This window comes from Virgibacillus halodenitrificans JCM 12304, from assembly GCF_001310895.1.
GTDB classification, from domain to species: domain Bacteria; phylum Bacillota; class Bacilli; order Bacillales; family Amphibacillaceae; genus Virgibacillus_Q; species Virgibacillus_Q halodenitrificans.
Genome location: NZ_BAZS01000037.1, coordinates 1 through 18,120 on the forward strand (window position 1 = coordinate 1; position 18,120 = coordinate 18,120).

Annotated in this window: 19 protein-coding genes and 1 pseudogene; 15 read left to right on the forward strand and 5 right to left on the reverse strand. The window is 36.9% G+C overall.

Going from position 1 to position 18,120, the window contains the following annotated elements:
* The first annotated feature begins 332 nt into the window (after positions 1–332).
* Complete coding sequence (sigI, locus tag JCM12304_RS16015; protein ID WP_060681581.1) at positions 333–1,058, forward strand: RNA polymerase sigma factor SigI; 726 nt, start codon at positions 333–335, stop codon at positions 1,056–1,058.
* Positions 1,055–2,293: an anti-sigma-I factor RsgI family protein gene (locus tag JCM12304_RS16020; RefSeq protein WP_060681536.1), complete on the forward strand. Its 1,239-nt coding sequence runs from the start codon at positions 1,055–1,057 to the stop codon at positions 2,291–2,293. Before sigI ends, JCM12304_RS16020 begins: the two co-directional genes overlap by 4 nt.
* A 37-nt stretch (positions 2,294–2,330) precedes the next feature.
* Here the strand turns inward: JCM12304_RS16020 and JCM12304_RS16025 are convergent, their stop codons facing one another.
* Positions 2,331–2,567 carry a YhdB family protein gene (locus JCM12304_RS16025; RefSeq protein ID WP_019379323.1) on the reverse strand — a complete coding sequence of 79 codons (237 nt, stop codon included), beginning with the start codon at positions 2,565–2,567 and terminating at the stop codon, positions 2,331–2,333.
* A 179-nt stretch (positions 2,568–2,746) separates the two neighbouring features.
* Between JCM12304_RS16025 and JCM12304_RS16030 the strand changes: the two genes are divergently transcribed.
* The 8 genes and pseudogenes from JCM12304_RS16030 to JCM12304_RS19175 all read left to right on the forward strand — a co-directional run bounded on the left by JCM12304_RS16030 (position 2,747) and on the right by JCM12304_RS19175 (position 9,408).
* The gene (locus JCM12304_RS16030; protein WP_317617824.1) at positions 2,747–3,343 is read left to right on the forward strand and encodes a YhcN/YlaJ family sporulation lipoprotein; all 597 of its coding nucleotides are present in this window, start codon (positions 2,747–2,749) and stop codon (positions 3,341–3,343) included.
* Between the two features lie 246 nt (positions 3,344–3,589).
* Positions 3,590–4,222, forward strand: a pseudogene (locus JCM12304_RS16035) (class I SAM-dependent DNA methyltransferase); the annotation flags it as partial.
* A gap of 24 nt (positions 4,223–4,246) precedes the next feature.
* Positions 4,247–4,708: an S-ribosylhomocysteine lyase gene (locus tag JCM12304_RS16040; RefSeq protein WP_060681583.1), complete on the forward strand. Its 462-nt coding sequence runs from the start codon at positions 4,247–4,249 to the stop codon at positions 4,706–4,708.
* A gap of 16 nt (positions 4,709–4,724) precedes the next feature.
* The gene (locus tag JCM12304_RS16045) at positions 4,725–5,639 is read left to right on the forward strand and encodes a PLP-dependent cysteine synthase family protein (protein ID WP_060681541.1); all 915 of its coding nucleotides are present in this window, start codon (positions 4,725–4,727) and stop codon (positions 5,637–5,639) included.
* Positions 5,640–5,651: 12 nt separating this feature from the next.
* Positions 5,652–6,785: a bifunctional cystathionine gamma-lyase/homocysteine desulfhydrase gene (locus tag JCM12304_RS16050; protein WP_060681543.1), complete on the forward strand. Its 1,134-nt coding sequence runs from the start codon at positions 5,652–5,654 to the stop codon at positions 6,783–6,785.
* 233 nt (positions 6,786–7,018) lie between these two features.
* The gene (locus tag JCM12304_RS16055) at positions 7,019–8,386 is read left to right on the forward strand and encodes a dipeptidase (RefSeq protein WP_019379328.1); all 1,368 of its coding nucleotides are present in this window, start codon (positions 7,019–7,021) and stop codon (positions 8,384–8,386) included.
* 69 nt (positions 8,387–8,455) lie between these two features.
* Positions 8,456–9,214, forward strand: a complete 759-nt coding sequence (locus JCM12304_RS16060; RefSeq protein WP_019379329.1) for a (S)-benzoin forming benzil reductase — start codon at positions 8,456–8,458, stop codon at positions 9,212–9,214.
* A 77-nt stretch (positions 9,215–9,291) separates the two neighbouring features.
* On the forward strand, positions 9,292–9,408 hold the full coding sequence (locus tag JCM12304_RS19175) for a YjcZ family sporulation protein (RefSeq protein ID WP_019379330.1): 117 nt from the start codon (positions 9,292–9,294) through the stop codon (positions 9,406–9,408).
* A gap of 59 nt (positions 9,409–9,467) precedes the next feature.
* Here the strand turns inward: JCM12304_RS19175 and JCM12304_RS16065 are convergent, their stop codons facing one another.
* Both JCM12304_RS16065 and JCM12304_RS16070 read right to left on the reverse strand, forming a co-directional pair.
* Positions 9,468–11,096: a putative ABC transporter permease subunit gene (locus JCM12304_RS16065; protein WP_060681545.1), complete on the reverse strand. Its 1,629-nt coding sequence runs from the start codon at positions 11,094–11,096 to the stop codon at positions 9,468–9,470.
* On the reverse strand, positions 11,089–11,802 hold the full coding sequence (locus JCM12304_RS16070; RefSeq protein WP_019379332.1) for an ABC transporter ATP-binding protein: 714 nt from the start codon (positions 11,800–11,802) through the stop codon (positions 11,089–11,091). The genes JCM12304_RS16065 and JCM12304_RS16070 overlap by 8 nt, the downstream gene beginning before the upstream one ends.
* Before the next feature lie 141 nt (positions 11,803–11,943).
* Between JCM12304_RS16070 and map the strand changes: the two genes are divergently transcribed.
* The 3 genes from map to JCM12304_RS20170 all read left to right on the forward strand — a co-directional run bounded on the left by map (position 11,944) and on the right by JCM12304_RS20170 (position 13,772).
* Entirely contained in the window at positions 11,944–12,696 is a 753-nt protein-coding gene (gene map, locus JCM12304_RS16075) for a type I methionyl aminopeptidase (RefSeq protein ID WP_019379333.1), read from the forward strand.
* Between the two features lie 17 nt (positions 12,697–12,713).
* Complete coding sequence (locus tag JCM12304_RS16080; RefSeq protein ID WP_060681547.1) at positions 12,714–13,478, forward strand: cobalamin-binding protein; 765 nt, start codon at positions 12,714–12,716, stop codon at positions 13,476–13,478.
* Positions 13,479–13,640: 162 nt separating this feature from the next.
* Positions 13,641–13,772 carry a hypothetical protein gene (locus JCM12304_RS20170; protein WP_256200850.1) on the forward strand — a complete coding sequence of 44 codons (132 nt, stop codon included), beginning with the start codon at positions 13,641–13,643 and terminating at the stop codon, positions 13,770–13,772.
* Between the two features lie 370 nt (positions 13,773–14,142).
* On the opposite strand, the gene nhaC is transcribed toward JCM12304_RS20170, so the two are convergent.
* Complete coding sequence (gene nhaC, locus JCM12304_RS16085; protein ID WP_060681549.1) at positions 14,143–15,507, reverse strand: Na+/H+ antiporter NhaC; 1,365 nt, start codon at positions 15,505–15,507, stop codon at positions 14,143–14,145.
* 554 nt (positions 15,508–16,061) lie between these two features.
* On the opposite strand from nhaC, the gene JCM12304_RS16090 reads away from it, so the two are divergent.
* A complete protein-coding gene (locus JCM12304_RS16090) occupies positions 16,062–16,793 on the forward strand; it encodes an AzlC family ABC transporter permease (RefSeq protein ID WP_060681551.1) in 732 nt (243 codons plus the stop codon).
* Positions 16,790–17,083 carry an AzlD domain-containing protein gene (locus tag JCM12304_RS16095; RefSeq protein ID WP_019376147.1) on the forward strand — a complete coding sequence of 98 codons (294 nt, stop codon included), beginning with the start codon at positions 16,790–16,792 and terminating at the stop codon, positions 17,081–17,083. The genes JCM12304_RS16090 and JCM12304_RS16095 overlap by 4 nt, the downstream gene beginning before the upstream one ends.
* Before the next feature lie 35 nt (positions 17,084–17,118).
* On the opposite strand, the gene JCM12304_RS16100 is transcribed toward JCM12304_RS16095, so the two are convergent.
* Positions 17,119–17,985 (reverse strand): cation diffusion facilitator family transporter, encoded by an 867-nt coding sequence (locus tag JCM12304_RS16100; protein WP_060681553.1) that lies wholly within the window; start codon positions 17,983–17,985, stop codon positions 17,119–17,121.
* Positions 17,986–18,120 lie beyond the last annotated feature (135 nt).

Consider the following 18,120-nt stretch of genomic DNA (forward strand, 5'->3'; position numbering starts at 1 on the left):
TTTTCACTACGTCGTAGTTTACTCCTACTGCGTAGAAAGTGAATTTGAAAGAGAAAACGTTTATGCCCTAGCTTATGAGACTCTAAATATACTGATTATTTACAGATATATCAACGTGAGTCATTGTAATTTAAACAAAATGTAATTGTTTTGTGGTAGTAACAACATACTGTTTAAGTTAAGATAAAGCAGACTGCAACCATTTCAATATAATTAATTTTAAGATAAGATGGTGAAAACATCATGACATATATAACACAAATAATAACTACACCCAAAAACAAGAAAAAACTTACGAAAATTATGATAGCTGGGGGTGTTTTAGGTTGATTATGAGTAAGTCATTAAAAGACATTCCTCTTGAAGAAATGATCGCCTCAGCTCAACAAGGGGACGAGCTAATACAAAATTATCTTTTAAAGACATATCAACCATTTATCGCTAAGTGTGTTTCCGAAGTATGCAAACGTTATATCGATCCAAAAAAAGATGACGAATTCAGTATCGGACTTTCTGCATTTAATGAAGCTATTTTATCCTATTCTCCTGACAAAGGGAGTTCTTTTTTATCTTTCGCAAACTTGGTAGTGAAAAGGAAGGTTATTGACTATATTCGTTATGTTCAAAAACGCCCGCTGGGGATTTCATTGGATGAAACATATGATGCAGAATTAATGGAAAATCCAATTGAAATAGTAGCTGTAAAACGAAATTTCCAAATGGAACAGGATGCTTGGCAACGTAAGGAAGAAATAATGGATTTTAAGGAGAAATTGAAGGAATATAAATTGACTCTTTTAGAATTAACTGAATCCTCGCCAAAACATAAGGATGCACGTGACTCAGCGGTTCGTACAGCCCGTATCTTATTCGAAGATGAGAAATTACACAGTTATGTATTGGATAAAAAGAAATTGCCCATTAAAGATCTGATCAAACGTGTCAACGTTAGTAAAAAAACATTGGAAAGGAACAGAAAATTCATTTTAGCGATATTTGTCGTCCTCAGTAATGATTATGTATATCTTCAGGATTATCTAAAGGGGGTGGGTCAGTGAAAAAAGGGATTGTGATGGAAAAGCATTCTCATTATACCATCGTAATGGAAAAAGGAGGAGCGTTTTATAAAGCAAAGCCAATAGACGCAATGGTCGGCTCAGAAGTTTGCTTCGAACCTTTTGATGGTAATAAGAAAACATTTTTACTATTTCCAACTAAAAAAGTGAGTACATCAGTCCGCTTATTATCGATGGCTTGTGTTTTACTTTTATTGGTTCTGCCATTTTATTTTATAGTGTCAGTAAACAAAACATATGCCTATGTGAATATTGATATTAATCCAAGTGTAGAATTAGAGCTGAATAAAGATTTAAAGGTACAATCCATTCACTCGCTCAATAAAGATGGAAAAGAACTTGTTTCAAATTTGTCTGATTATAAAAATCAAAATGTAGAGAAAGTAATTCGGATGATAATGAAAGAAAGTGAACATTCCGGAATGATTAATGACCAAAAAAATATTTTGGTTGGAGTAAGTTATGCAAATGGAGAGGTTAAAGATATTTCTGTTCTAGAGCAGGTGGATAACTCATTTCAGAAAAAACGTACCGATTGGAGCGTTGTTACGTTCAATGTTCCAAAGCATGTTAGAGAAGAAGCGAAAAACAGTAATAAATCAATGAATGAACTAATGGCAGGGCTAGTAAATAAAGATCAAAATAAACAAGGCTCTGTTTCAATGAATGATCAGGAGAGAGCAATAATTCATTCTTTTTATACCGACGATAATGATCATTCGAAAAAAGAAACAGAAGAGTCTTCCCTTAAGATAAAAGAAAAAAATAAAAAAGAGCCAATACATGAAAAAGAAACAAATAAACCCCCTGTATCCCAAAATAACCACCAAATAAAACAAGAAAATAGTAATGACAAAAAGGCTTCTTCCAATACTTCAAGTAAACAAATGGTTGAAAAAGAGAAATATAATCCCAACGAGAAAAAGAATAACAGTGCTGAAAATAACAAACAAAAGGTTGAAGAAAAGAAAAATAATAGTCACAAGAAACAAGAACAAAGTAAAGATCAAAAACGTAAAAATAATCATTCCAATCACGATAAAAACCACCAAAATCAATCACATCATTCATATGATAAGGAACACCATAAGCATAAATATAATAAGAATAAGCATAAAGAAGATAAGCAAGACGATGACGATGATGACAAATATAATGATGATGATAAAGATGATGACGAAGATCATGATGATCACGAGCATGATAATGATGATTAAAATAAAAATGGAGGCTGTCACCAAACAGCCTCCATTTTTATATTTCCATAGCAATTGCAGGTTGGTATTTCATGGCATGGTCTAAATAATAAAGAAGATTATCATGTGATTGAATGATTTTTCCTTCGTCCAGGGAATAATGGTAAGCATGCAGGAAGAGTTGTATTTTCTTTGAAAGCATATCATCATTTGTACGGACCATTAGTACAAGCAGTTCATCCCATTGGCCCCACAAGGTGTAGTATAATGCTTTGTCATAATCTGGTATATCCATATTACCCCTCCTTATAATGTAAGGGCTATTTATATTGTCCCCCATATTTTATTTATATCAGCAAAGCATAAATTGGTTCGTTTACCATAAAAAGGTTTGTTTGCGAAGAATAATAAAAGATGGGTGAAGCATACTAGAAATAAATTTATAAGGAGGAGTACAGGATGAAATTAAAAATATTGAGTATAACATCGATACTTGCACTAGCTTTAGTAGCCTGTGGAACAAACGACAATGGGGACAATCAGGAAGGCGCTATGGGAGATAACAATAATATAGAACAAACTCGTTATAATAATACTGGGGATGGAATGTCAGGAGATCGTAATCATGACATGATGAGAAACTCCGAAAGAGACCAAAATCGTACAGATACAAGAAGTGGTAACGAAACTCGTTATGACGTAGCAGAAGAAGCTGCCAATAAAATTACTGATAAAGTAGATGACATTGAAAGTGCCTATGTTCTTACAACAGACAATAATGCTTATGTGGCAGCCAGACTAGACACAAACAACAATAACGGTAACAAAAATAACAACAATAATACTAATAATAAGGGTAATGAAGTAACTGATAAAGTGAAAGATGAAATAACCAAAATTGTAAAGTCTGTGGACAACGATATCGACAATGTATATGTTTCAACTAACCCAGATTTTGTGGATTTAACAAATAATTATATAAATGATGCTGATAATGGGAAACCAGTAGAGGGTTTCTTTGACCAATTTGGTAATATGATCGATCGTCTATTTCCAGACAACAATAAATAATATGGCTCATTAAGGAGTGTACTACACAAAAGTAGTACACTTTTTCTTTTTGATTACGGAGATTCTGTTCATACGGCTTATTAATTCAGACTTCGGAAAAGTCACTTTTCCCACTTTAAATATAATGTGGATCCAAGAATAACCAATTTTATTGACTAATAAGGAACATATGATATGATATTACATATAATCTTACTATTCATAGTGTTTTACTATGTTTTAATAAAATTGTGGAGTGAAATGGGAATGGGGAGAGAATTTTTAAATATTTTTAGTGAGTGGGCAGAAACATATGATGCAAGTGTTTCAGGTGAAAACCCGCAATATGCAACTGTTTTTGAGAATTACGAGCAGATTTTGGCAGAAGTTGTGAGTGAGTCAGCAGGGACCGTATTAGAGTTTGGGGTAGGCACAGGAAACTTGACAGAGAAATTAGTAGCAAAAGGTTTGCATGTTATTGGTATAGAGCCCTCTGCATCTATGAGAAAGATAGCATCAGAGAAGCTGAATGAAGTGATTCTTCTGGATGGAGATTTTATAGATTTTCCTCCTGTTAAAGAAGAAATTAATACAATTACAAGCACCTACGCTTTTCACCATTTAACAGATACAGAAAAGGAAAGTGCTATAGAGAAATATTCCAGTATATTATCTGCTGGCGGGAAGGTAGTTTTTGGCGATACTATATTCACTTCTGATGCAGATAAGAAAAAAGCAATAGACCATGCTTTGGAAAAAGGCTATGTAGATTTGGCGGAGGATTTAAATCGAGAGTACTATTCGACCATTCCATTAATAAGAAATATGTTTGAAAAGTATAATTTTGAAGTGTCTTTTAAACAAATGAATGATTTTGTCTGGATAATTAAAGCAAAAAAAGGCGAAAGAAAGGGGAAACATAAAATGGCAGAAAAAATGAATGTGGAAAGCTTTAATCTTGATCATACAAAGGTAAAGGCACCTTATGTTCGACTGGTAGGGGTTACAGAAGGAACCAAAGGAGATAAAGTTTATAAGTACGATATCCGCTTTAAACAACCAAATAAGGAACATATGGAAATGGCTGGATTGCATTCCATTGAACACTTAATGGCTGAAAATATTCGTAACCATATGGAAAACGTTCTGGATATTGGGCCAATGGGATGTCAAACAGGGTTTTATTTAGCGATTTTAAACAATGATAATTATGAGGAAGTATTAACTGCACTGGAAAAAACATTAGATGATGTATTAGAGGCAGAAGAAGTCCCAGCTTGTAATGAAGTGCAATGTGGTTGGGCAGCTAACCACAGTCTGGAGGGTGCAAAGAAAATTGCTAGAGAGATGCTGAACAAGAAACTGGAATGGCGAGAAGTATTTTAAATATGGGGAGAAAGTAATGGCAATTTATAAATCTGTTCATGAGTTAATCGGTGATACTCCTTTAATAGAGATAACACACTTTTCTCTTCCTAGAGGAGTCCGTTTACTGGCAAAGCTTGAATATTTTAATCCAGGCGGAAGTGTTAAAGACAGGCTCGGCGTTGAATTAATTGAGGACGCGCTTCAAAGCGGCGCTTTGCAGAATGGTGGAACTATAATTGAGCCAACAGCTGGTAATACTGGAATTGGCATGGCATTGGCCGCATTGAATAGAAATCTTTCTATTATATTTTGTGTACCTGAGCATTTTAGTAATGAAAAGCAATCATTAATGAAAGCATTGGGTGCAGAAATCGTTCATACGCCAAAAAATAAAGGAATGCTTGGAGCAATTGAAAAGACAAAGGAAATGTTGAAGCAGATTCCAAACAGCTTTTCTCCACAGCAGTTTTCAAACCCAGCTAATCCAAGAACCTATTTTAAGTCACTAGGACCCGAGATATGGAAAGACCTTGGGGAAAATATCGACATATTCATTGCAGGCGCAGGTTCAGGAGGAACTTTTATGGGATGTGCGGCTTATTTAAAGAAAAAGAAACCTGCACTAAAAACGGTCATTGTAGAGCCAGAAGGTTCCATTATTGCAGGAGGAAAAGCTGGCTCCCATTTAACTGAGGGTATCGGTATGGAATTTCTTCCGCCTTTTTTTAATAAAGCGAATATGGATATGGTCTATACAGTCTCTGATGAGAATGCATTTCAGATGGTAAAAGAATTAGCTGCGAAGGAAGGGTTGCTTGTAGGAAGTTCGTCAGGAGCTGCAATGTTTGCAGCAATGGAAGAGGCGAGGGAAGCAAAACCTGGGACCACATTGGTAACAATATTCCCTGACGGAAGCGACCGATACCTAAGTAAACACATCTATGGATAAGGGGGAAGGTAAATGCGAAAAAAAACACAATATATTCATGCTGGAGTAACTGGAGATCAGGAAACCGGAGCCGTATCGGTTCCAATATATCAAGTTAGTACTTACCAACAGGAAAGTGCCGGAAACCACAGTGGCTATGAGTATTCTCGTACTGGAAATCCTACAAGACATGCATTAGAAACAACTATTGCAGAATTAGAAAATGGGAAAGCAGGTTTTGCTTTTGGGTCGGGGATGGCTGCCATCACATCTGTTATGATGCTATTCAAGTCAGAGGATCATATCTTATTAACAGATGATGTGTACGGGGGTTCCTATCGCTTGATGAGCAAGGTTCTTAACCGTTTTAGACTTGATCATACGTTTGTAAATACAAGTGATCCAAAACAAGTAGAAGCATCTATTCAAAAAAATACAAAAGCGCTATATATAGAGACACCAACAAATCCATTACTTAAGATTACCGATATTAAAAGAATGGCAGAAATTGCTGCAAAACATGATTTACTGTTAATTGTTGACAATACATTTGCTACACCATATTGGCAACAACCCCTTAACTTAGGAGCAGATATTGTTTTGCATAGCGCTACAAAGTATATAGGTGGTCATAGTGATATAGTAGCAGGCTTGGTTGTGGTGAAATCAAATGAACTTGCGAAAGACATCCATTTCATTCAAAATTCGGTAGGTGCCATTTTAGGACCACAGGATTCTTGGCTTTTATTACGAGGAATAAAAACGTTAGCACTACGGATGGAAGCTATAGAGACTAATTCTCATAAGATTGCTCACTTTTTACAACAACATGAAAAGGTATCTGATGTTTTCTATCCCGGATTAAAAAATCACCCTGGTTATGAAATCAGCAAACAACAGGCCCAGGGGTTTGGTGGGATGATTTCCTTTGATGTAGGAAGTGCCGACAGAGCAGATCAAGTGTTAGCACGTGTTAACTACTTTACGCTAGCGGAAAGTCTTGGTGCAGTAGAAAGTTTGATTTCCATTCCTGCCCGAATGACGCATGCTTCGATACCTTTAGAAAGAAGAAGAGAGTTAGGGATAACAGATGGACTTATCCGAATCTCGGTGGGCATAGAAGATGGGGAAGACCTTATCGAGGATTTACAGAACTCATTGGCATAATTAAAAAAATGCCTTTACCTTAATAAAAATTCGAACTGATGTATCTTCATACCGAAGCATCGTTCGAATTTTTTATGTAGAATTAGCTTTTTTGGAGCGGAAGCATTTATTTTTAAATGTTCATCTTTGACTATCTTTTTAGCAACCTCCGATATATGTATGGCTTAAGAGATAGGAGAATTTGAGTCATTATGCTAGAATGGGTAACAAATAGACAAAATGGAGGCAGAATAATGAGTGAAAAAACGTTAGCCTATTTACAAGAAAACCGATCAACCTTACTTGATAAATTGAATGAATTTTTATCTATACCAAGTGTAAGTACAAGTAAAGAGCATAAAGAAGACATTCATAAAGCTGCTGATTTTATTGTGAATTATTTAAACGATATTGGTTTTGATAAAGTAGAAAAACAGCAAACAAAGGGGCACCCTCTTGTTTATGCAGAGTATAATGAAGCAGGGCCGGAAGCTCCTACCGTTTTATTTTACGGGCATTATGATGTGCAGCCTGTCGATCCCATTGAGCTTTGGGAGAGTGACCCTTTTCAACCTGAAATAAGAGACGGTCGTTTATATGCGCGAGGTTCAAGTGATGATAAAGGACAGGTGTTTATGCACCTGGCAGTTTTTGAAGCATATATGAGAACAGAGGGGAAACTGCCACTCAATGTAAAGGTATGTATTGAAGGAGAAGAGGAAATTGGCAGTGAGAATTTATATGAAATTCTCCAAGAGAAAAAGGAAATGTTTCAAGCCGATTTTGCAGTCATTTCTGACTCTGGAATGATCGCTAAAAATCAGCCAACAATTTTGTATGGTTTGAAAGGATTCACTGGGATTGAAATCAATGTGAACGGGCCGGATCATGATTTGCATTCAGGCATGTATGGTGGCGCCATTCGAAACCCACTTATGGCTTTAAGTCATATTTTGGCTTCCATGAAGAATCAAGATGAAGTCGTAACTGTAGATGGGTTTTATAATGATGTGGAGCCCCTGTCTGAATATGAGCGTAAGTTGATTGATCAAGTTCAAGGTGAAGACTATACGATTTCAACCGGAGTTAAAGAAACGGTTTCAGAAAAAGGGTATACAGCGAAAGAGCATACAATGGCACGTCCAACTCTCGAAATTAACGGGATGTTTGGTGGCTATCAAGGAGAAGGAACGAAAACAATTATTCCTTCCTCTGCAACTGCTAAAATTACCTGCCGTCTAGTCCCCGGCCAGGACCCTGTGAAGATCCAACAGTTGCTTGAAGAGCATATTAATAAAGTGGTTCCAACTGGAGTTAACGTGGAAGTGAAAAAAGAAAAGCTTTCAGCCAAGGCGTATAAAGTAGAGCCAGAGCATGCGTTAATTCAAAAAGCAGCCGCTAGTTATTCAAAAGCATTTGGAAAGGATACTGTTTATGTAAGAATGGGCGGTTCTATTCCGGTTGTTGAATGGATAGAAGATATTTATAACATACCAATTGTTTTATTAGGTTTTGGTACACCAGATGATAGATTACATTCTCCTAATGAGAGCTTTCCAATGGACAGTTTTGAAAAAGGAATGGAGACCCTAGTTTATTATTGGAATGAAGTTATTAAATAAGACAGAATAAAGGTTTGTTTAAAAGTACAAACAGGGTATGGAATAGTTATATGGAGAGGAGTGGTGATGATGAAATTTGCAATTGTTACTGGGGTGTCCAGAGGCTTAGGACTGTCAATTGCTAAACTTTTTATGGAGCAAGGTGTGCATGTACTTGGCATTTCCAGAAATAAAACGGACCAACTGAGCAGGCATGCTGCCGATAATAATGTTATTTTCAAGCATTATAGTTGTGATTTAGCGGACAATTCTGCAATAAATGCAACAATCTCTGAAGTCATTGCCGACTTAAATGAACAGGAAGTAACAGGCCTTTACCTTGTTAATAATGCTGGTGTCATCGAGCCGGTTGATCAAGCGATGAATATAAAAGCGGATGACATAATTAATCATATTCAAATTAATCTCACTTCATCAATGCTTTTGATGAATGCATTTTTAAAGAAAGCTACAATGGATGATCTGCTATTTATTGGAGCCACAGTCTCCTCAGGTGCTGCTGAAAGGCCAGTAGATGGCTGGAGTGCGTATTGCAGTTCAAAAGCCGCTGTTAATATGTATACAAAAACAGTCGCCTTGGAACAGGATGAACGTAAAACAGAGAATAAAATAATTGCATTTAGTCCAGGCATTATGGACACGGATATGCAAAAACAAATACGTTCCAGTACCAAAGAGGAGTTTGCAGAAATCGATAAATTTAAAGCTTATAAAGAGAATGATTTACTGAGAAAAACTGACACAGTTGCAGGTGTTTTAGTAGACATAATTACAGATGAATCAAGTGTTATTAATGGGAAAATATATAATGTTACGGATTATGTATAAAGGAAAAAGACTCATTATATCCGCCCTGTCATATTTCCACCCTCTGCATACCATATATTAATTGAGGAGGGGAAATAATGAGTAAAAGTGGAGTAGGCTATGGAGGCGGGTTCGCCCTGCTAGTCGTATTATTTATTTTATTAATTATCATTGGTACTTCCTATACAGGCGGTTATGGTAGGGGATATTGTTAAAAAATTTATACTTCCGTACTATATAAAAAATGCAGAGGAACTTTCCTCTGCATTTTTCATTATATTCGCTGATGTGCATTTTGTTTTAGTTTACTTTTTAGAAGGTAATCTATAATTAGAATTGCCGTCACCAATAGAATTAGTAAAATTCCTGAAGTTAAATAAAGACCTTGTATGAAGGAGATATTCCAAACTAAAAGAACAAGTAAACCAAACAGTCCTATTTCAATAATAACTGCTATTAACCCAATCATTCTTGTCTTAAAAACCTCTTGCTCATCTGTCCAATTCAGTTTAGGATTATCCAAATCAAGATAGGTCCCTAGCATGCTTGTAAACCAACTGGAGAGTAACACAATAATGAGCCAAATGAAGGTTAGAGTAAAAGATAGTTTAAAGGCAAATATACAAGCTGCTAATATCAGTCCTATAGGAATAAGATTTATAATCCATGCAACTGCAATTTTGCTATAGAAAATTTGCTTAGGTTGTAATGGCAGGAATAAATTGGAATTCCAATCTTTCCCTTCCCTTGACAAGGATGTATAGGATGTAGCATTTGCCCCTAATATAAACATTGAGGCCAAGAATAATACAAGTAATTGTTCTTTTGTTGAGAATATATCCATCATTCCTGTAACACTAGTGCCCGAATCAAGCATAAAAATAATAAACAGAAACACAGGTGCAAATAAGCTTTGAATAACGCAATTCATTAAAAATGTGGGCGTGCGAAAGATAACAAGTAGTTCTTTTCGAATATAGGAAAGCCAGACAGGGCGCTTTTTAATATGTTTAGATACTGTACCAGTTGTTTTTTTATGTGACTTTTTGTTTCCGGTCCCCAACAGCCCTTTTATATACCAAATTTGCCCAAGGCATATAAAAAGAAGAAATGCAATGCCAGTGAGAATTAATATACCTAGAAAGAATAGCAGTCCCCCACTTGCTAGGGCCATTGTGCTGAAATAAGCTGGTGGGTAGAAGGAAGTAATGAGTTTGAGTAGCCCATCTTTTTCCTGTATATAACTGGCTACATCTTGCATCATCATCTCCGTGTTTGTATTTAAACGCACGACAACGTTGATTAAAATAATAAAAGACAATGAAGCAATCCCAGCAATGATCTTGGATCGTTCTTTATTTTTGGTGATATTTACAAATCTCATTACGAACATCAATAAGATGGAAGCAATCGAAAATGGGATAATCGGTAATAAAATAAATAAAATAAATCCAATTATATAATAGAAAAAAGAAGCACTGGCGGCATTTCCATAATACACAAAGGCTGGCAGATAGATTGCGGCGCTCGTTATGTACAAATAGATAAAAGGTTGAGCTGATTTTCCTAATAATAGCTGATAACCATGAAACGGATAAGGGAGAAATGAGATAATATCTTCTGCGAAATAAAAAGCACTTAGCACAGTAATAAAACTCATAAAAAATAACAGCACATGCATAACGACAAATAGTAAACCAATAATGACGGTTTCTTGCCCTAAAGGGTTTAGAGCATCATATAATGTATTTATAATCTCTCTCAATGAAGATAAATAAAAAAAGACAAGTGGAATAAGAAACAAGGCAGCAACAACCAATAGCCCAATTTGTGAATTGCTTTTTCCAGCTCTTGAATAATGCATTTTCAATATCGTTTTTATTAATAACCATGTTCTATTCATCACTAGTCAGCTCCAGAAAAACTTGCTCTAATGATTGGTTTGTCTGAAATTGTTTACGCATTTCAGCTAAGCCACCGTAAAAAATAAGCTCTCCATTTTTGATGATAGCAACTTCATCACATAGCTGTTCCACTACCTCCAGACCATGGCTGGAAAAGAAGACAGTTTTCCCTTTAGCCGCATGTTCACGCATCATTTCTTTAAGCATATAAGCAGATTTAGGGTCTAAACCGGTTAGTGGTTCATCAAGAATCCAGATGTCGGGATCATGCAGAAGAACACCAGTAACAATAATTTTCTGTCGCATACCATGGGAATATGTTTGAATATAGTCTTGAAGAGCTTCATAAATATTAAATTGGGTAGTCAGCCGTTCAATTCGTTCTTTTCGGGTGGTTTCAGGAACTTCAAATATATCTCCAATGAAATTCAAATAATCAATACCTTTTAACCTTAGAAACATATCGGGTTGATCAGGTACATAACCAATGTGTTGTTTCGCTTGAATGGGCTCTTTCTCAATATCAAAGCCATTTAGTGTAATAGTACCTGCATCTATGGGTAATATACCTGTCATCATTTTAATGGTGGTAGATTTCCCCGCACCATTTGGGCCAAGAAATCCAATAATTTTACCATCAGGAATGGTTAAATTCATTGATTTAATTCCAGCAAAATCTTTACTTACATCATTAATCTCGATCATAGAATCCCCCTAATCACTAATCTCTTTTATGTATTGGTGAGTATATGGTAAACTTTATGGTGGTTACAATTATCGAAAAGTACGTTATGAATAGTTTAACATAGTTAAATGTTTTTGAAGATACAGGAAAGGAAGAAATAGATGATTACAAGAAAAAGCAAACGTGAAATAGAAAAAATGCAGGCAGCAGGAGATATTCTCGTTAAATGTCATAAAGAAATAGCCAAAATGATTAAGCCTGGGATAACTACAATGGAAATCGATGCCTTTGTTGAAAAGTTTCTTGAAGAACACGGAGCAACCCCAGAGCAAAAAGGATATAGTGGATACCCATATGCTATCTGTGCCTCCTTAAATGATGAGATTTGTCATGGTTTCCCACGTGATGAAAAATTAATTGATGGGGATATCATAACAATTGATATGGTAGTAAATCTTGATGGTGGTCTTGCTGATTCAGCCTGGACGTATGCTGTTGGTAATGTTGATGAAAAAGGACTGCGGCTTATGGATGTAACCAAGACTGCATTGTATAAAGGGATTGAACAAGCACGTGCAGGGAAACGCATAGGAGACATCGGTCATGCTATCCAAACCTATGCCGAAGAGGAAGGCTTTTCAGTTGTTCGTGACTTCACCGGACATGGGATTGGGCCAACGCTTCATGAGGAACCGCATATTCCGCACTTCGGATTGCCAAATAAGGGTCTTCGGTTAAAAGAAGGAATGGTTATCACGATTGAACCAATGATTAATGAAGGAGATTGGCAAAGCCAGATGGATCAGAACAATTGGACTGCCAGAACAATTGATAAAGGACGATCTGCGCAATATGAGCACACCCTTGTAATCACAAAGGATGCCCCACTAATTATTACTGATCAGGATAAATAGGGAAGGGGTGTTATAAAATGCGAGTAGTCTCCATTTGTCCAAGTAATACCGAAATAATGGCTTATTTGGATAGAACAAATTTGCTCGTTGGAGTAGATAACTATTCTGATTGGCCAGAATCCATAACAAACTTACCAAAAGTCGGCCCCGACCTGTCAATTGATATGGAAAAGGTAGCAGACCTTAATCCAGATCTTGTGCTCGCTTCCTTGAGTGTACCAGGAATGGAGAAAAATATAGCTGCTCTTGATGAAAAAGGATTGCCCTATATCATTCTAGACCCGAATTCACTAAAGGAAATAGCAGATGATATAGAGAAAGCCGGGATCGCCATTGGTGAGGAAGAGCTTGGTAAGCATAAAAAAGAAGCATTTTTAACGGATCTGCAATATTATCGTGAGCAGGCGAAGGTGAAATCCGCTAAGCCTTCTCTCTATTGGGAATGGTGGCCAAAGCCTGTATTTACTCCCGGTTCTGTTAACTGGTTAACAGAAATTAGCGAATTAGCTGGCGCTGAAAATATTTTTGCGACAGAGAAAACTGCTAATTTCCAAACCGATTGGGAAGAAGTGAAGAAGCGGGACCCTGATCATATCTGCATGGTATGGGTAGGGGTAAAAGAAGAAAAAATGAATCCAGCTTTGGTTAGAAAGCGCCCTGGATGGGACAAGATGAAAGCAATTAAACTAGATAACATTCATGTACTTGAAGAATCATTATTTTGCAGGCCATCCCCTCGTTTATTAGAAGGATTACGTAAATTAAAAACAGCAATCAGCTAAAAAACAGGCTACTCCTCATAGGGTAGCCTGTTTTTTGAATCTAAACTACTAAAAAAGTTATCTATATACGCTTGGAAGATCATCTATCGCCATTGATTTCCATTACAGATGAACGCTTTCACACCTCCGGGTACAAGCGCGACATCTGTTCGTAACCTCACAGTGTCTTCTTTGCCGCCCGGCATGGCTTCAGCCGCTTCCTCCGCTACGCTCCGTCCAGGGTCTTCAGCTCATGCTATTCCGGCAGGAGTCGTCATCTTCCATTCCAATCAATTGGTATGGACTTTTATCTAAGTTTAGAGTTTGCTCAATTATTTTTTTTGACAAATATATTATCACTTCGATATTTCTAACGCATCCTAGCGAAGGGAAAATATGAAGGCTCCTCAAAAATGGAAATACTCATTTTTTTCGTGCGATGCCTTGCTGACGTAGCTTTCCTTGTCCTGCGGGAAAAGCGAGACTAGCGAGACCCCACAGAACGGAACGTTAGTGGAGTTCGAGGAGGCTTGCAGGCCGCCCGCGGAAAGCGTAATATTTTCCTGTAGCGAGATTAAAAAATCATATCCACTAGTTCGCATTTTCTTCCAACTTTACAGAAAGGAACAGATCTTTATCTTTCAATTTATGTGAAAAATAATATTGCATTGTAATGAATAAATAGCTAGTTTTTTAGCTTTCTTCCGCCAAAGACCATTGTAATAATTGGACTTAATAGGCAAAAGAAGGCGAATGGTAAGTAAGTTAATACTGGTACGCCTAATACATCTGCAATAAATACACCACAAACACTCCAAGGAACCAATGGATTTATTACTGTTCCGGCATCCTCCAATGTCCGTGACAGTGATTTCTTAGAAAGGCCAGCTTTTTCGTATACTCCCTTAAAAGTTTCACCAGTTAGCATAATTGAAAGGTACTGTTCACCAATAGAAACGTTCACGCCAATTGCTGTAGCTGCTGTTGACAGTATAATGGTGCGCGTTTTCCTTAGTTTGGTTTGTAAAGAGAGCAGGATAGTTGGAATGATACCTGTAACAAAGAGCAACCCTCCGAAGCCTAACGCTACTATGACAAGAGAAATGGTGAACAACATACTGTTTATTCCACCCTTCGTCAATAAATCGTTAACAGGTTGAAAATCAGTTGTTGCGGTATAACCGTTAAACCAAACGTTCCAAATCTCGCTCCAAGGCAACACATCTCTTATTCCAGCTATAAAAGTTGCAACAACACTACTTAACCCCAAAGCGAGAAAAGCTGGTGTTTTTAAAATAGTGCATAAAATAATGACTAGTAACGGTATCCATGAAGACCAGTGAATTAATCCAGTGGCTTCAAGAGCCATTTGATAATTATCTCCTGTCCCCATCGGCATGCTCTCATTAGGTGACAATAGAGCAAATAGAATAAAGGAGATGATAAATGCTGGGATTGTTGTCAAGCTAATGTGTTTAATATGACCAAATAAGTCAACACCTACAATTGTGGATGCTAAATTGGTCGTATCAGATAAAGGCGACATTTTATCGCCGAAAAAAGCCCCGGAAACAATAGCTCCAGCAGTTATGGCCATAGAAGCATCCAATGCTTCACTCATGCCTATAAAAGCTACGCCAATGGTTGCAGTGGTTGTTAATGAACTCCCCATTGACACACCGATAATTGCCGTAGCTGCAAATACAATGGCATAAAACCACGTACCACCAATAAGTGTAAAACCAACATTTATTAATGATGGAATCGTGCCACTGACGATCCAGCTGCTGATCAAAATGCCAATAAGTAAAAATAAAAATATTGCCCCCATACCGGCTCTTGCTCCTTCAGTCATCCCTTCCTGAAGTTCTGTGAAAGCTATTTTCTTCATGAAGCCATAAACAATTAAAAGAAAAATCGCAAGTATAATTGGAACATGCGGGGGAGCGCCAACAGCAATAATAAAGTAGCTTATCAAACCAATAAGAATCAGAAAAGAAATGATAGCTTCCGTTAATGGTGGATGATGTTTCGGTTTAATAGGAAACATGGTGAACCTCCTCTAGGTTGAAAAATTAAGAACAAAGGACAATCGCCCATTTAGCAAGTTACAAACTGCGCCTCGCTAAGCATGGTGGATCGATGTTGCCGCGGATAGCGGCGTACTTAACTGATCTCCTTACCAAACACTCCTGCTAGTTGCTAGTGAAGGGCGTTGGAGCTGGAAGTGGCTGTTTATGCATAAGAGTTTTTATAATTTCTCATTAAATAAAAAAGCTTCGCCCCCTATAGAAAGGGACGAAGCTGACTCCGCGATACCACCCTGATTGTTGAAGAAATTCTCCAACCACTCATATAAAATAAATCCGAGTTAATGGATGTGTACTTCAATTATTTCCTGCCAGAGTTTTCACCAACCACTCTGTCTCTTCTTTCTGCTCAGATATAATTTACTTTCATCCGGGATTGTCATATTCAATTAGATTATTATCGAATATAATATGCTTTAGTGATTTTGTCAATGGAAAATAGAGAGGTGAAATCTTTTTAAAATTAAAAAAATACGTTATAATAATTTGAATTGCAGCTTCAGGGGGGAAGATGATGAATGAAAATATTCTCGATAAACAGGAGCAATCGAATAGCTCAAGGATGATAAAAAAAGGTATAGCAGCTGGATTTCCGATTATGGTTGGCTATTTACCAATCGCGTTAACTTATGGTGTATTGGCAAAACAGTCGGGCATGACATTAACAGAATTAACGTTGATGAGTGTGATGGTGTTTGCAGGAGCAAGTCAATTTATGGGTGCAAACATGATTGCTCTAGGGGCTGGCGCAGCAGAAATCATTATAGCTACATTTGTTTTAAACTTCAGACACTTTGTTATGAGTCTTTCCTTTATGAATCGCTTACGAGGCATGGAATTAAAATGGAAAGCACCGCTATCATTAGGACTCACAGACGAAACGTTTGCTGTCTCGGCATTACATACGGAAGAGGCTAATAAAGATAAAGGAGCTTTATTTTATACAGCTCTTATCTTAACCGCTTATTTATCTTGGGTAATAGGATCATTTCTCGGTGGTGTTCTGGGGGATATCATACCCGAAAAGCTTAGTCAGAGTATGGGGATTGCGTTATACGCTATGTTTATAGGTTTGCTTGTGCCGTCTGTGAAAAAGGAATTTAAATTAGGATTAATCGCACTAGTTGCCATGCTAATTAACGCATTATGCATTCAATTAGGGATGAGTACAGGGTGGGCAATTGTAGCTGGTACTATTATTGGTGGTATGAGTGGCATCTACTTATTGAAGGAGGAAGTAAAATGATACTTTTTATAATCGTAGGTATGTGTATTGTAACTATGATACCAAGACTCCTTCCAGCCTTTATTGTAGATAAATTGCAATTTAAAGATTGGGTAAATCGATGGCTGAACGCTATTCCCTTCGCTGCATTGGGAGCACTGATTTTTCCTGGAATACTATCCGTTCGACCTGATCAGCCACACATTGGTCTTATTGGAGGTTTAGTGGCAATCGGATTAGCATATATCGGTTTGAATGTAATTCTAGTTGTAGCAGGAGCTATAGCAACCGTTTTTCTATTCACTTTATAAAATAAAACAGGACCATTTAATGAAATGATCCTGTTTTATTTATATGGCTCTATATGAATTTGTGCATGGTTAATATTATGTTTTTTATATAGGTATTCTTCTATTCGATCGGATATATTGTGACTTTGTTCTACATTAAGCGCACCATCTACAAGGATAGTAATATCAATGAAAGCCTGATTGCCATGAATCCTTCCCTTCACATCCACCACTTCTTTAACATCAGGATCTCTTTTAACACTTTCTTTAATCTGCTTTATCTGCTTTTCATCAAAACCATCTGTCAATGTATGAGTAGAGTCTCTAAAAATCTCCCAGGCAGTTTTACAAATAATGAAGCCAACGAGTAATCCTGCTAATGGATCAAGCCAAAAAAGTCCAAATTGAGAGCCGGTAATTCCGATGAAAGCTCCTATACTTACAAGCGCATCTGAACGGTTGTCCTGTGCGGCTGCAAATAAAGAACTGCTCTGTATCTTGCGAGCAAGATTAACATTATATAAGTACACCAAAAACATAATAATCGCAGCACCCAATGCAGTCCAAGCCGTTAACATATTAGGTTGAGAAACTTCGTCTAATAACATTTTTTTAAATGTCTCAAGAATTACTTGAACACCGACCAACATCATAACGAATGCGGCAAATAACGATGCGATAGTTTCAGCTCTGTAATGTCCATAATGGTGATCTTCATCTGGAGGTTTTCTGGAAATTTTTAAACCAATTAACACAGCAACCGAAGCGATAACATCAGTAGTGTTATTTAGCCCATCTGCTCGTAATGCGTCCGAATTTCCTTCATGAGCGATAATTAATTTTATAATTGCAAGACATAAATAGGTGATAATACTGATCCAAGCACCCTTTTCACCTTTTTTTAAGTTATCCGAATGATTCATCTAGCTTCCTCCATTTACTACGTTCCTAGATACTTACATAGTCTACCAAAAGCATAGTTGGTGGGTCTAGAGAAACAAACAATACCATGGCTATATGTATTGTAAACAGATAAGTATGTTTCATACGGCAAACAT

Coding starts and splice junctions, on each gene's coding strand:
- sigI (WP_060681581.1), top strand. CDS start 333: ATGAGTAAGTCATTAAAAGACATTCCTCTTGAAGAAATGATCGCCTCA.
- JCM12304_RS16025 (WP_019379323.1), bottom strand. CDS start 2,567: ATGGATATACCAGATTATGACAAAGCATTATACTACACCTTGTGGGGC.
- JCM12304_RS16040 (WP_060681583.1), top strand. CDS start 4,247: ATGGCAGAAAAAATGAATGTGGAAAGCTTTAATCTTGATCATACAAAG.
- JCM12304_RS16045 (WP_060681541.1), top strand. CDS start 4,725: ATGGCAATTTATAAATCTGTTCATGAGTTAATCGGTGATACTCCTTTA.
- JCM12304_RS16050 (WP_060681543.1), top strand. CDS start 5,652: ATGCGAAAAAAAACACAATATATTCATGCTGGAGTAACTGGAGATCAG.
- JCM12304_RS16055 (WP_019379328.1), top strand. CDS start 7,019: ATGAGTGAAAAAACGTTAGCCTATTTACAAGAAAACCGATCAACCTTA.
- JCM12304_RS16060 (WP_019379329.1), top strand. CDS start 8,456: ATGAAATTTGCAATTGTTACTGGGGTGTCCAGAGGCTTAGGACTGTCA.
- JCM12304_RS19175 (WP_019379330.1), top strand. CDS start 9,292: ATGAGTAAAAGTGGAGTAGGCTATGGAGGCGGGTTCGCCCTGCTAGTC.
- JCM12304_RS16065 (WP_060681545.1), bottom strand. CDS start 11,096: ATGAATAGAACATGGTTATTAATAAAAACGATATTGAAAATGCATTAT.
- JCM12304_RS16070 (WP_019379332.1), bottom strand. CDS start 11,802: ATGATCGAGATTAATGATGTAAGTAAAGATTTTGCTGGAATTAAATCA.
- map (WP_019379333.1), top strand. CDS start 11,944: ATGATTACAAGAAAAAGCAAACGTGAAATAGAAAAAATGCAGGCAGCA.
- JCM12304_RS16080 (WP_060681547.1), top strand. CDS start 12,714: ATGCGAGTAGTCTCCATTTGTCCAAGTAATACCGAAATAATGGCTTAT.
- nhaC (WP_060681549.1), bottom strand. CDS start 15,507: ATGTTTCCTATTAAACCGAAACATCATCCACCATTAACGGAAGCTATC.
- JCM12304_RS16090 (WP_060681551.1), top strand. CDS start 16,062: ATGAATGAAAATATTCTCGATAAACAGGAGCAATCGAATAGCTCAAGG.
- JCM12304_RS16095 (WP_019376147.1), top strand. CDS start 16,790: ATGATACTTTTTATAATCGTAGGTATGTGTATTGTAACTATGATACCA.
- JCM12304_RS16100 (WP_060681553.1), bottom strand. CDS start 17,985: ATGAATCATTCGGATAACTTAAAAAAAGGTGAAAAGGGTGCTTGGATC.